Raw genomic sequence first — 13,530 nt, 5'->3', positions numbered from 1 at the left:
AGGCGCTGGCCGAGACCTGGAACCGCGCGCGTGGCCTGGCTGGCCGCGAGATCCAGGTCTACCTAGGCCAGGAGAAGATCGACGAGCGCTTTGTCGTCAACCTGCTCGGCCCGGCCGCCCTCTGGATTCACACCGAGAACCCCGGCGGGATTGTCGAGGAGCGCGACTTGGCCTGCAAGCTCGCCGAGATCCTGGCCGAGACCGACGGGCTGCCGATGGGCAAGGCCCGCCGCCTGGCCGAGGATTTTATCGATCTGGTCAACCGCGAGACCGGGCTGCTCCAGGAGCGCGGCCACCGCCGCTACGGCTTCCTCCACCTGACCTTCGAGGAGTACCTGGCGGCGCGCGCCCTGCTCGAGTCGGTCGTGGTCAAAGATGCCGATGCGGAGATCCACCATCGGGCGAGCGACCCCGGCTGGCGCGAGGTGCTGCGCCTGGCCCTGGCCTCGGTCTCGCAGAAGGAGGCCCAGCGCCTGCTGCTCCACCTGCTGGCCGCGCCAACCGATGAGAAGGACCGCGGCCGCCCAGTCGTGCTGGCCGGCGAGTGCCTGCAGGACATCGGGCGCAACGGGGCCACCCAGCGTGCCTGGCGTGCGGTCACCGCCGCGCTGCTGGGGGCGCTCACCGACCCGCAGGTGCCCCTGCTGACCCGCGTTGACGCCGGCCACGTCCTCGGTCGCCTGGGCGACCCGCGCCTGCTCGATCTGAAGACCGGTGAGGCAGCAGGCCACAGCGACTACGACGATGTGCCGAGCTACTGGTGCCTGGCCGATCAGGGGCCATTCTGGTTTGGCGATGAGCGGGTGAAAGATGAAACGGACAAGACCCAGCGGAATGAGGATGGGACGCCGCAGCGCGATCTCACAAAGCTCAAGCAGATCGTGCTGCCCTACAGTTTTAAAATCGCCCGCTACCCGGTGACCAACGCCGAATTCGCCGCCTTCTTGGAGGCCAACGGCTCTGATGGCTACGACAACACACAGCCCTGGTGGACGGAGGAAGGAAAGAAATACCTCTTTCCTGATGGGCAGCCGCGATATACCGAGCCGAACTACTGGAACAACGCTCAGTTCAACAGCCCGGCGCAGCCGGTCGTCGGAGTCTCTTGGTACGAGGCTGCTGCCTACTGCCGCTGGCTGTCAGCGATCGGATGGGAACGCGGCTGGCTGCCGCAGGATCAGGAGATTCGCCTGCCGACCTCGTTAGAGTGGGAGCGCGCCGCCCGCCACACCGGCCCGCCGCGATCCTTTCCCTGGGGTGAGGCGACACCGACGCCTGAGCAGGCGAACTATGACAAAACTGGCCTGGGCTCCACTTCGCCGGTAGGATGCTTCCTCCATGATCAGGCTGTTTGTGGGGCACTCGACGTTGTGGGGAATGTCGCTGAGTGGACGAGCACTGACTCTATGCAGATCGAAGAAATATATGCCAGAAAAGACTTTACAGTCGGGGATGGCGCAGATCTTCGAAGCGGCTCTTGGGGTGAAGATTTAGAATGGATGTGCTGCGGTGCCCGCGGCAGGTACAACCCGGACATCAGGAGCGGCGACTGCTCCTTTCGGGTGGTTCAGTCCCTCCGCGCTCACTAAATAAGGCTTCTGGATGCTGAATTCCGGCTCCTGGCTTCTGTGTTCCTGAATCCTTCCGGGGGGTCTGGGGCGCAGCCCCAGCCGCGCATATTTTTTAAGGATACGTGTAAATGATTTAGGGGCTGGCCGGCCCTCACCCCCTGGCCCCCTCGCCCGCTGCGGCGGGCGAGGGGGGACGCGATTGTAAAGCCGTTGCGCTATGCCTACCACATACCGCTATCTCTACGACCAGATCTATGACTTCGAGCACCTGCTCGCGGCCTACCGGCGGGCGCGGCGCGGCAAGCGCTCGGGGAGAGGCCCGGTCGGCAAAGCCTGCAAATCGCTCATCGGCAAAGCCTGCAAATCGCTCAGTCGATGTGTACAATGCAGGTGTCTGGATACCCAAAGGTAAAGGAGCGTATGATGACGGTGATCGAAAAATTTCAGACCCTCACGCCTGAGTTGCAACGCGAGGTTGAAGACTTTATCGAGTTCTTACTGATGAAGCAGCGTCAGCGCAGCGCCTCCGAAGCTGATGATGCCCTCGACTGGCAGGCTGCCAGCCAGGCCGCCCTCGATGCAATCTGGGATAATGACGAGGACGATGTGTATGCCCAGCTTCTTGCGCAATGAGACGATCCTGGTGCGCCGTCCTTGATCCTGAGCTATAGACTCCCCTCTCCCGTTCGCGCAGCGAACGGGAGAGGGGCTGGGGGTGAGGGCCATTATGGACCCGCTAACCACATTCCTCCTCACCGCCATCGCTGCCGCCGCCGCCGGCGCGATCGCCGGCGGGGTCGGCGACGCGGCCGGCGGCGACGCCTGGGCGGCGGCCAAGATCAAGCTGGCCGGCTGGATGCGGCTCGACGACAAGCGGCAGCGAGAAGCCTTCGAGCGGGCGGTGCGGCAGGCGAGCGATACGCTTCAGCGCGATTGGCGCGACCCGGGCCAGATGGAAGCTACCTTGCAGGTGCTTCAGATCGAAAGCCCTGAGGCTAAGCAGTTCGTTCAAGCGGCCATCGAAGAGTTACTCCTCAGCGAGACGCCGAACCTCGGGCGCCTGCTCGACCTGTACCGGCGCGGCCTTCGCTTCAGCGCCGCTTTACGCCGTCAGCAGCTCCCGGACTGGGAGCAGATCAGGCCGGCGCTGGTCGCCTTTCTCACCCAGGCCCTGCCTGAGGCGATCCGCAAGGAGTCGACCCTGCGCCCGATCGTGCTGGAGCAGGCTCAGCTCCAATTGCTCGACGAAGTACGCGCACAGCGGGCCGCCGCCCAGGATCAGACAGCGATCTTGCTGCGGGTTGAGGCTATGCTGCGCGAGATGCTGCTCCAGCCGCAGATTCAGGCCACGATCACGGCCGGCAATGGCAGTACCATCAGCAATGCTCCCATACATGTCCTGCTGGGCAACTACCGCGCGCTGCCGGACACCCCGCCCGATATGGCCGCGCTCTACGCCCGCTACCGCGAGTATGTGCGCGGCGAGTATGAGATCCTCGACTTCCGCGGCATCCTGCAGGTGCAGAATAGACTCAAGCTGCCCCTCGAAGCGATCTACGTCCCGCTGCGCGGCCCGTTCAGGAGCTCATCGCCAGGGGTAGAGCAGATTCGCACTGATCTGAAACCCGGACGCATCCTGGTAGGGTATAGGGAATCGAACGAGACAACACTTCACACGCTGATCCGCGAGACGCCGCGCCTGGTCATCCTGGGTGATCCCGGCTCGGGCAAGAGCACGCTGGTCAAGTATGTGATGCTGAGCCTGCTGCGCGGCCAGGCTTTCGCGCGCATTGGCCTGGAAGAATCCTGGCTGCCGATCCTCTTCCCGGTGGCCGCCTTTGCCGAGGCCCGCCAGCAGCAGCCCGATCTCGCGCCGCTCGACTACCTGAGCGACTTCTACTGCGGCAAGTCCCAACCTGATTTTGGCGAGCTCTTCACACGGGCGCTGTTGAGTGGGCGGGCACTGCTGCTCTTCGACGGGCTGGACGAGGTGCGGGATCGCGACGACCGCTTCGAGATCGTGCGCTGTCTTGAGTCGTTCGTGCGCACCTGGGATCTGCCCGGCAACCGCTTCCTGGCCACCAGCCGGATCGCCGGCTACCCTGAGGCGCCCCTCGACTCGATCCTCTTTATGCAGACCGAGGTGCAGCCATTCAACCCCGACGATATCCGGCTCTTCGCGCACCACTGGAGCGCCGCCTACGAGCGGGTCGGCTGGGACGAGGCGGTCAGCGCAGCAGAGCTTGAGCGCAAGACCCGCGAGCATGAGCGCGATCTTATCGCGGCGATCTTCGCCAATGAGAAGGCTGCCGAGCTCGCCCAGAACCCGCTGCTGCTCACCATGCTCGCCCTGATCCGGATCGGCGGCGTGAGCCTGCCCAACCGGCGGGTCGAGCTCTACGAGCTGATCATCAAGGCCCTGGCCGAGACCTGGAACCGCGCTCGATCGCTCTCTGGCCGGCCGATTGATGTCTACCTCAAAAACAATCGCCAGAAGCTCGACGAGGGCTTCGTCGTCAACCTGCTCGGCCCGACCGCCCTCTGGATCCACAGCGAGAAGCCTGGCGGCCTGGTTGATCAGAGTGAGCTGGAGCGCCAGCTGGCGAAGACCTTCCGCGAGATCTATAACGTCTCGAAGGGCGATGCTGGCGACCTCGCCCGTGACTTTCTTGAGCTGGTCGAGACCCAGACCGGCCTGCTTCAGGCCCGAGGCAAGCGCCTGTACGGGTTCCTGCACCTGACGCTTGAAGAGTACCTGGCCGCCCGCGCTCTGCTCGACCAGCGGGCAGAGATGCCCAATGTGCTCCAGGCGTATGCCACCCAGGCCGGCTGGCGTGAGGTCGTGCGCCTCTGTGTGGCCTCGATCCGCGAGCCGCGCGGGGTGCAGCGCGCCCTCGATGAGCTGCTCAAGACGCCAACCGTGTCCGACAAGCGGGGCATCCCGGCGGTGCGCGCCGGGGAGTGCCTGCTCGACCTTGGCGGGGCGATTTACCAGGCCGGGCGCCTGGTCATCGATGCGCTGCTTATCACCATCGCCGATCTGCAAGTGCCGATCGGCACCCGCGTGGAGGCAGGTCATATTCTGGGCCGCCTCGGCGACCCGCGCCTGCTCGACGTGAAGACCGGTGAGGCGTTGGGCTATGGTGACTACGAGGGCATGCCGCGCTACTGGTGCCATGTTGATAAGGGGCCATTCTGGTTCGGCGATGAGCGTGTGCAGGATAAGCAGGGCAAGACCCAGCGTAATGAAGATGGCACGCTGCAGTTCGTCCCCTCAAAGCTCAAGCAGATCGAGCTGCCCTACACCTTCAAGATCGCCCGCTACCCGGTGACCAACGCCGAGTACGCGCTGTTCCTGGCGGCGAACGGCCCCGCTGGCTATGATCCCGACAAGTCCTGGTGGACAGAGGAGGGGAAGAAGTTTCTCGCTCCTGGTGGACATCGTTGGGACAATCAAGACGAGTATGTGCGCTGGCCACGCTATTGGGACGACGCTCGCTACAACAGCCCAGCCCAGCCGGTTGTTGGCATCTCCTGGTATGAGGCTGCCGCCTACTGCCGCTGGCTCACAGATCTGTGGCAGCAATGGCTACCGGCTGATCAAGAGATTCGTTTGCCCACCTCGCTGGAGTGGGAACGCGCCGCCCGCCACAACGACCAGCGACCCTTCCCCTGGGGAGAGACAACGCCAACGCCAGAGCATGCCAACTATGCGGCCACTGGTATTGGCGCACCCTCGCCAGTCGGATGCTTCCCTGCCGGTCAGGCTATGTGCGGCGCTGAGGATTTGCTCGGCAATACATTGGAATGGCTGAGCACGCCATACAAACGAGATCGAGATAGGGAACTACAGCCCCAGAAAGAATTTACACCTAATGAGATCGCATTACTCTCTCCCTCATGGTTTGGTATTGATTTAGATCAAATGTACTGCGGTGTCCGCCTCGGGTTCGACCCGCGCAACAGGGGCATCAACTGGTCCTTTCGGGTGGTTCAGTCCCTCCGCGCTCACGAATAAGGCCCTCACCCCCCAACCCCCTCTCCCGCTGGCTTCGCCAGACTGCCCGCACACTGTATCTGCTGGCAACAGAAATGCGTCTTTCCTGGCATCTTCCATTCCTTCGCCGCACATCAATGCCTTCCTCTCTGTCTGTGTCATCAGCATAGTAGTGGATTTTCTTGGCAACAAGAGGACAAGATGCCAATCAGCTTCGCCGAGACCCTCGACGCCTTCCTCAGCGACCCGCGCACCCGCGGGCGGCTGAAGCCGTCGACCCTGCGCGCCTACCGTAAGGATCTCGCGGCCGCCGCGGCGGTACTGCCTCCGGCGCTCGTCGATCTAACCGGCGAGGCGCTGGGACACTATCTCGATAGGGATATCGCGCCGAGCACGGCCGCCCGCCGCCTGGCCGCCCTACGCGCGCTCTGCGCATGGGCGCTGCGTGATGGCTATCTGTCCACCGACCCGACGGCTAGCCTGGAGAGCCCGCGACGAACGCGCCGATTGCCCCGCCCGATCCGCGCCGACGCCGACCGCCAGGCGGTCGCCCGGGCGATCACCGCCGCGCCGCAGCCCTTCCGCCTGGCCCTGACCATCCTGCGCGAGACGGGCATGCGCGCCGGGGAGGTGCTGGCCCTGAACCTGGGCGATGTCGTCCTCGACCCCGGCCGCGAGGCGCTGCACGTCCGCGACCCCAAGAATCGCACCGAGCGTATGGTCGTCCTTGGGCCGACGGCGACCCCGCAGAGCCTGCGCGGGCTGCGGGCGCAGCTGCGCTCCCGCAAGGGCGAGCCGGACCACGCACCGCTCTTCCGCTCGAACCGGGGCACGCGACTCAGCTACGACGCGCTGCACTATCAGTGGGCCCATGCCTGCGCCGACGCTGGTCTCGCCGACGACGCCGGTCGGCCGCGCTACACCCTGCACCAGCTGCGCCACACCCGGGCCACCGAGCTGGTCGAGCAGGGCCAGCGCCTAGAGATCGTCCAGCGGGTGCTCGGCCACCGCGACCCGCGCTCGACCCAGGGCTACGCCGAGCTCGCCGAGGCCCATGTGCGCGACGCGCTGGAGCAGCCGTCGTAGCGAGGCGCACCGCGTACTGTTACAAAAAGCGATCACTGCGATCACCATGTGTCGTTCTGCGCATCAGGGCGCGGAATATGACAGTGATCACCCCCCGATCACTAATAGTGATCGGGCGATCATGCGATCACTATTTGCTAGTTGCGCCGCTTCCGATCCGAAACATTCGGATCGTCTACTTCTTCTTGTCCCCTACAGTGATTGCCCTGTCCTACACCTGTAGGCTATACTGAGGAGGTCAGCGCCAACGCCAGCGCCAGCGGATCGTAATCCGCTTCCGCCCCTTCCCGCGAGGCTCTATGTCCGACGATCTCGCCGCCCAGCTCCGCTCGCTGCTCAGCCTCCGCCAGATGATGGGCGAGCCCGCCTTCGCCCAGACCCTGGCCCGCCTGCGTGATCTCCACGGCGAAGCCCGGGTGGACGCACTGCTCGCCCAGGTCTCCAGCCCCGCGCCCGGCCCCGGTGGCGTGTCGGTCAGCATCCAGACCGACAGCGGCAGCATTAGCGGCGCGCCGGTCAGCGTCGTCGGCCACGCCGACAACGTCACCTTCCCGCCGCCAGCCGACCCCGCCGAGGCCCGCCGCGCGGCCGCCCTGATCGCCTACTTGCGCCGCACGATGGCCGACTGCAACGCGTTGCCACTGGTACAGATCGATCGCACCGATCCGACCCACACCCGCCCGCTCCAGCTTGCCCGGCTCTATATCAGCCTGAACACGACCCAGCAGATCGAGCTGACTGACGCGGAAGCTGATGCGCGGCCCAGTAGGCAAGGTAGGGTGCGCCTTCAACTCGACGAGCCGCTCCAGGATCTCGATCGCCGGCCCACCCGCCCGCTGGGCGCCGTCGAGGTGCTGAACGACGAGAGTTGCGCCATGCTGCTGGGCGTGCCCGGTGGGGGCAAGAGCACCTTCGTCAGCCACCTGAGCCTCTGCCTGGCCGGCGCGGCCCTCGGCGAGCGCGGGCTGGCTGACCTGCAGCCCGAGGGCGGCTGGCTGAGCTGCCTACCACGCTGGGGGCTTGGCCCGCTCCTACCGGTGCGGGTCATCCTGCGCGACCTCGCTGCCTTCGCCCCGCTGGCCGCCGCCCCCAAAGGCTCGCTGCGCCTGCTTGAGCTGTTTCTCGCCGCGACTTTGAAGGACGCCGGCTGCGCCGAGGCGCTGGAGCCGCTCACCGCTGCGCTGCGCGCTGGCAACGCCCTGCTGCTGCTCGACGGTCTCGACGAGGTGGTCGGCAGCCCGGTGCTCCAGCGGGTGGTCGAGACCATCAGCGACGCCCGGCGCGGCTATGTCGCCCGCACGCTGGTGACCTGCCGGGTGCTCGACTACCAGGAGGAGCCGCTGCGCCAGATCGCGGGCTTCCCGACCGTCACGCTGGCCGAGCTCGACGAGCCGCAGATCCTGCGCTTCGTCGGCGACTGGTACGCCGAGCTGGAGGCCAGCGGCCGTCGCCCGGCCGCGCAGACCGAGGCCGATACCCGCGCGCTGCGCGAGGCGGTCTCCGGCCGGCCCGAGCTGCGCGCCCTGGCCGGCACGCCGCTGCTGCTCACCGTGATGGCCCTGGTCCATGCGTTTCGCGGCACCCTGCCCGACGCCCGCGCGCTGCTGTACGCCGAGTGTATCGACCTGCTGCTGCTGCGCTGGCGCCAGCCGCGCGGCGAGAGCGACCTGCTGGAGCGCCTGGGCCTGCCGCAGTTCCGTAGCTCCGACCTACTGGCGCTGATGGCCCGCCTGGGCTATGAGGCCCACCTGCGCGCCGAGCGCGATACTGAGCAGACTGGCTCGGCCGACCTGGATGAGCCGGCGGTGATGGCGATCCTGGCCGAGGGCTTCGCCCGCTACGATGCGCCGCGCAAGTTCCAGCTCGCCGAGATCGTGCTTGGAGCGCTGACCCGTGGCAACGGCCTGCTGCTCAAGCGCGGCCCAGAGGTCTACACCTTCGCTCACCGCACCTTCCAGGAGTTTCTGGCCGGCTTCCACCTGAAGGGCCAGCGCGACTACCGCAAGCTCTGCCTGGAGCGCACGCCGCTGGCCCACTGGCACGAGGTGCTGACCCTGATGGTCGGCTACCAGGTGCTGCAGGACCGCGAGCTGGAGAAGCCGCTCAGCCTGGCCGAGCAGCTGCTTGGGCGCAGCCCGCTAGAGCAGGCCCTGGCCGGCGAGCTGCTGGTGCTGATCGGCCAGGAGCGGGCCGAGCAGTACGACCCGGCGCTGCTGAAGCTGCCCGACGGGCTGTGGCCGCGCGCCCGCACGACGTTGCTGCGCCTGCTCACTCGCGGTCGTGCCCCCGAGGCGCCGGCGACCCTGCGCAACCGCGCCGGCCTGGCCCTCGGGCTGCTCTGCTATGGCCCGCTGGAGAGCCTGGATCGCCCGGCGGCCCAGGTGCCTATGCCCGACCCGCGCCTGCCCTTCGCGGTGATCGGCCTGGGCGCCCAGCGCTCCAAGGGCTGGCCACAGGCCCTGGCCCACTACTGGTGCCCGGTCGAGCCGGGGCCGTTCTGGTCAGGCGATGACCGACCGCCGGAGGAGGAAGATGACGAGTCAGTGGTGAAGCGGGCGGTATCTGCCGTAGGACGAGCGCTGCGCGGTCAGGGCGAGCGCAAGACTCGCGAGCCGCTGCGCCGGGTACGAATTGATGGCCCTTACCAGATCGCGCGCTACCCGGTGACGAATGCCGACTTCGCCCGCTTCATCGCCGCCGACGGCTATGCGCAGCAGTGCTACTGGACTGAGAATGGCTGGCGATGGCTCCAGGGACAGGGCAAGAACGCCGGCGGGCCTGCCAGCTACCGCCCGCCGAACTGGGGCCGGCTGGGCTACCATAACCCGCTCCAGCCCGTCGTCACCGTCACCTGGTACGAGGCGGCGGCTTACTGCCGCTGGCTGACGGTTGACGGCCATCAGGCCGGCTGGCTGCCACGAGATCAGGAGATCCGCCTGCCGACCTGGCATGAGTGGGAGCGCGCCGCCCGCCACACCGACCAGCGCCCGCACCCCTGGGGTCAGGAGCCGCCTGACCCTGAGCGAGCGAACTACAAGGATACCGGCATCGGTGTCCCGTCGCCCATCGGCGGCTTCGCACTCGGCGCAGCCGTTTGTGGCGCGCAGGATATGCTTGGCAATGTCATGGAGTGGACGGCGACTCCTGATGCGCAACCGGGACAGGGATTGCTAGAAAAAGACTTTACACAAAATACTGATGTAGTGATTTCCTATAGCGGCTGGACGGACGAAGTAGAATATTTGTGCTGCGGTGCCCGCTACAGGTTCTACCCGGGCAACGGGTACGGCGTCGGCTCCTTTCGGGTGGTTCAGTCCCTCCGCGCTCACGAATAAGGCTTCTGGATGCTGAATTCTGGCCCCTGGCTTCTGTGTTCCTGAATCCTTCCGGGGGGTCTGGGGCGCAGCCCCAGCCGCGCGTAGCGCGGAATCGTGGTTGTAAAGGATTTATCATGGCCGACCTCGAATCGCGTCTGCGGACCCTGTTCAACGAGCGCTCGGCTCGGCGGCTGGCCCCGGCCTCGCTGCTTGCCGTGGGCTGCGGCGTCGCCCTCGGGGGCGTGGCGCTCGGTGCGCCGGCGCTGGCCACGGGGGCCGGGCTGGTGATCGGCAACATCGCGGTCAATATCGCCTCGAGCTGGATCGAGCGCCTGGCCATGCTGCCCGTCGAGGCCGAGGCCGAGCGCATCGAGCTGCTTGAGCAGGGCCTGGCCGACCGCGACCGCGGCGCCCTCGCGGTGGCCGCCGCCACCCTCGCCGCCGCCGGCCCCCAGGTCGCCGCCGCCCTCCCCGACGCGAGCCGCGACCAGCTTGCCGCGACCCTCGGGCAGGGCATGGCCGAGGCCGGCGGCCCCCTCGCCGCCCTCGCCCCCGCCTACATGGCGGCCCTCCAGGCTCCGGCCCAGGCTGACTGGGCGGCGATCCGGGCCGAGGCGCAGCAGCAGATCCAGATCCTCGCCCGCGTCCAGGCCGGCGATCGGGCGACGGTCGAGCGCAGCGGGATCAGCGTCGCCGACACCGAGGCGTCGGTCGACGCCAGCGTTATCGCCGGGAATGACGCGCGGATCAGCGATAGCCCGATCCGCATCCAGGGCGTCCGTCAGCCGCAGCCGGGCTACGGGATCAGCGCGGGGGCCGGCGGCACGGTGAAGGACTCGCCGCTGACGGTGATCACCAACAACCTGCCCGACCCCGAGGCCGCCCGGCGGCGGGCCGACGTGCTGGGCTACCTGGATCTGACCCAACACGCGCGCAATGCCCTCGACCTGAGCAAGATCGACCCGACCGACGCCAGCTACGCCCGGCCCATGGAGCTGGCCCGGGTCTATATCGCGCTGAACACCACCAGCACGGTGGAGGCAGAGGGCGAGCAGCGCGCCGAGCGCCAGCGCCCGCTCAGCGCCATCGAGGTGATCGGGCGCGCGCCGCGCGGCCGCGTGATGCTGCTCGGCGCGCCGGGCAGCGGCAAGAGCACCTTCGTCAGCCATCTGGCCCACGGCCTGGCCGAGGCCGCCCTGGTCGCCATCCGCAAAACGCCTGACGCTGCCAAGGCTCTGGAGCAGCTGCCCGGCTGGCGCTACGGCGCCCTGCTGCCAGTGCCGATCATCCTGCGCGACCTGGCGGCCCTCCCGGCGGTCGCCGCCGCCCGCCGGGGCAGCGTGGGCCTGATCTATGACTTCCTCAAAGCTCAGGCCGCCGAGCAGGGCTGCGCCCACGCCGCCGAGCCGCTGATCGCCGCCCTGCGCGCCGGCAAGGCGCTGCTGATGCTCGACGGCCTCGACGAGGTGGTTGGGGATGCGGTGCTGCCACGAGTTGCCGAGGCGATCGGCGATGCGGCCAAAGCCTTCCCTGGGCCGATCCTGGTCACCTGCCGCGTGCTCGACTACCAAGAGGAGCGGCTGCGCCAGCTGGCCGGCTTTCAGACCCACACCCTGGCCGACCTGGAGCCGGCGCAGATCGACACCTTCATTGCGGCCTGGTACGCCGAACTCGCCGACAGCGGGCGCCGCCCGGCGGCCCAGGCCGCCGCCGAGGCCCGCCAGATGCAGGGCGCGGTCCAGAGCCGCGACGAGCTACGCGCCCTGGCGTCTACGCCGCTCCTGCTCACCCTGATGGCCCAGGTCCACGCCTTTCGCGGCACCCTGCCCGACGCCCGGGCCAGGCTCTACGATGAGTGCATCGACCTGCTGCTGCTGACCTGGCGCCAGCCGCGCGATGGCGAGGAGAGCCTGATCGCGCGCCTGGGGCTGAGCCGATTCGGCAGCAACGACCTGCTCACCCTGATGGCTCGCCTGGGCTTCACGGCCCACAGCCTGACCGAGCGCGACCAGCGTTCTAGCGGCCCGGCCGACCTGAGCGAGTCCCAGGTGCTGGAGGTGCTGGCCGAGCGCTTCGCCGACTACGACCCCGACCCGGTGCGCTGCCAGACCCGCGCGGCGACGGTGTTGCAAGCTCTGGCCCGGGGCAACGGCCTGCTGCTCAAGCGCGGGCCGAAGACCTACACCTTCGCCCACCGCACCTTCCAGGAGTTTCTGGCCGGCTTCCACCTCAAGGGTATGCGCAACGCCCAGGCCGAATGCCTGGAGCGGGCCACACAGCTCCACTGGCACGAGGCCCTGCTGCTGCTGGCGGGCTACCAGGTGCTGCGCGAGAGCGAACTGGAGCGCCCGATCGCCCTGGCCGAGAAGCTGCTGGCGCGCAGCCCGCTGGAGCAGGTTCTGGCCGGCGACCTGCTGGTGCTGGTGGGAGCCGAGCGGGCCCGCGGCTTTGACGCCACTCTGGTCGCCAATGGCGGGCTCTGGCCACGTGTGGTGAAAGCCCTGCGCGAGATCCAGGCCAGCGGGCGCCCCCCTGCAGCCCCCGCAGCACTACGGCATCGCGCCGGCCTGGCTCTCGGGCGCCTCTGCTACGGCGAGCTGAAGGATCTTGCGCGCCCAGGCGGGCGGCCGCCGGCGCCCGATCCACGCCTGCCGCTAGCCGTAGTTGGTATACCGGCGCTGCAGACCGATGGGTGGCGCAAGGTGTTCGATGAGCACTACTGGTGCCGGATCGAGCCGGGGCCGTTCTGGTTCGGCGATGATCGTAACGAGCCGCTGAAGCAAGCCCAGATCGTGCAGCCCTACCAGATCGGCCCGCTACCCGTTGACCAACGTCGACTACGCGCGCTTCCTGGCCGCCAACGGCCCCGACGGCTATGATCCTGATAAGCCCTGGTGGACGACGCACGGGCGAACCTATCTGCTGCCGGGTGGCTACCGCTTTGAGGGCGAGCCAGCGCAGATCACGCACCCGCGCTACTGGAGCGTCGCGCGCTATAATGGGCCGTTGCAGCCAGTGGTGGGCGTCACCTGGTACGAGGCGGCGGCCTACTGCCGCTGGCTGACGGCGGAAGGCCATACGTCTAACTGGCTGCCGCAAGATCAGGAGATCCGCCTGCCGACCTGGCTGGAGTGGCAGCGCGCCGCCCGCCACACTGACCAGCGCCGCCACCCCTGGGGGACCGAGCCACCTGACCCGGAGCGGGCGAACTATCAAGATACTGGCATTGGTGCCCCATCGCCAATCGGCAGCTTCCCGCTGGGAACCGCCGTTTGTGGCGTGCAGGATATGTTGGGGAATGTGATAGAGTGGACGGCGACACCCGATGCGCAACCGGGACAGACAGCGCCAGAAAAAGACTTTACACAATCAGATATAGTGGTGGTATCTTGGAATAGTTGGGCACAAGGAATAGAAAATCTGTGCTGCGGTGCCCGCGACAGGGACTACCCGGTCAACGGGATCTACTACAGGTCTTTTCGGGTGGTTCAGTCCCTCCGCGCTCACAAATAAGGCCCTCACCCCCCAGCCCCCTCTCCCGCTGGCTTCGCCAGCAGGA

Annotated in this window: 7 protein-coding genes; all 7 read left to right on the top strand. The window is 67.3% G+C overall.

Translation table 11 applies throughout. The features are described 5' to 3' along the window. On the top strand, positions 1-1,589 hold a 1,589-nt coding region (locus K2Z83_RS20580), incomplete at its 5' end, for an SUMF1/EgtB/PvdO family nonheme iron enzyme (RefSeq protein ID WP_255604354.1). A gap of 402 nt (positions 1,590-1,991) precedes the next feature. Continuing rightward, positions 1,992-2,204, top strand: a complete 213-nt coding sequence (locus tag K2Z83_RS20575; protein ID WP_220597066.1) for a DUF2281 domain-containing protein — start codon at positions 1,992-1,994, stop codon at positions 2,202-2,204. A 94-nt stretch (positions 2,205-2,298) separates the two neighbouring features. Further along, on the top strand, positions 2,299-5,589 hold the full coding sequence (locus K2Z83_RS20570) for an NACHT domain-containing NTPase (RefSeq protein ID WP_220597065.1): 3,291 nt from the start codon (positions 2,299-2,301) through the stop codon (positions 5,587-5,589). Between the two features lie 180 nt (positions 5,590-5,769). Continuing rightward, on the top strand, positions 5,770-6,654 hold the full coding sequence (locus tag K2Z83_RS20565) for a site-specific integrase (RefSeq protein ID WP_220597064.1): 885 nt from the start codon (positions 5,770-5,772) through the stop codon (positions 6,652-6,654). Between the two features lie 299 nt (positions 6,655-6,953). Beyond that, complete coding sequence (locus K2Z83_RS20560; protein WP_220597063.1) at positions 6,954-9,989, top strand: NACHT domain-containing NTPase; 3,036 nt, start codon at positions 6,954-6,956, stop codon at positions 9,987-9,989. Positions 9,990-10,105: 116 nt separating this feature from the next. Then, a complete protein-coding gene (locus tag K2Z83_RS20555) occupies positions 10,106-12,850 on the top strand; it encodes an NACHT domain-containing NTPase (protein ID WP_220597062.1) in 2,745 nt (914 codons plus the stop codon). After that, positions 12,795-13,484, top strand: coding sequence for an SUMF1/EgtB/PvdO family nonheme iron enzyme (locus K2Z83_RS20550; protein WP_220597061.1), 690 nt, complete (start codon positions 12,795-12,797; stop codon positions 13,482-13,484). Before K2Z83_RS20555 ends, K2Z83_RS20550 begins: the two co-directional genes overlap by 56 nt. The last annotated feature ends 46 nt before the right edge of the window (positions 13,485-13,530 follow it).

This window comes from Oscillochloris sp. ZM17-4, from assembly GCF_019599295.1.
Taxonomy (GTDB): Bacteria; Chloroflexota; Chloroflexia; order Chloroflexales; family Chloroflexaceae; genus Oscillochloris.
The sequence above is the reverse complement of the archived record's forward strand: the minus strand, read 5'-3'. Positions and strand labels throughout refer to the sequence as shown.

Bases quoted from the DNA above. Each gene is read 5' to 3' on its own strand.
- K2Z83_RS20575 (WP_220597066.1), top strand. From the start codon at position 1,992: ATGATGACGGTGATCGAAAAATTTCAGACCCTCACGCCTGAGTTGCAA.
- K2Z83_RS20570 (WP_220597065.1), top strand. From the start codon at position 2,299: ATGGACCCGCTAACCACATTCCTCCTCACCGCCATCGCTGCCGCCGCC.
- K2Z83_RS20565 (WP_220597064.1), top strand. From the start codon at position 5,770: ATGCCAATCAGCTTCGCCGAGACCCTCGACGCCTTCCTCAGCGACCCG.
- K2Z83_RS20560 (WP_220597063.1), top strand. From the start codon at position 6,954: ATGTCCGACGATCTCGCCGCCCAGCTCCGCTCGCTGCTCAGCCTCCGC.
- K2Z83_RS20555 (WP_220597062.1), top strand. From the start codon at position 10,106: ATGGCCGACCTCGAATCGCGTCTGCGGACCCTGTTCAACGAGCGCTCG.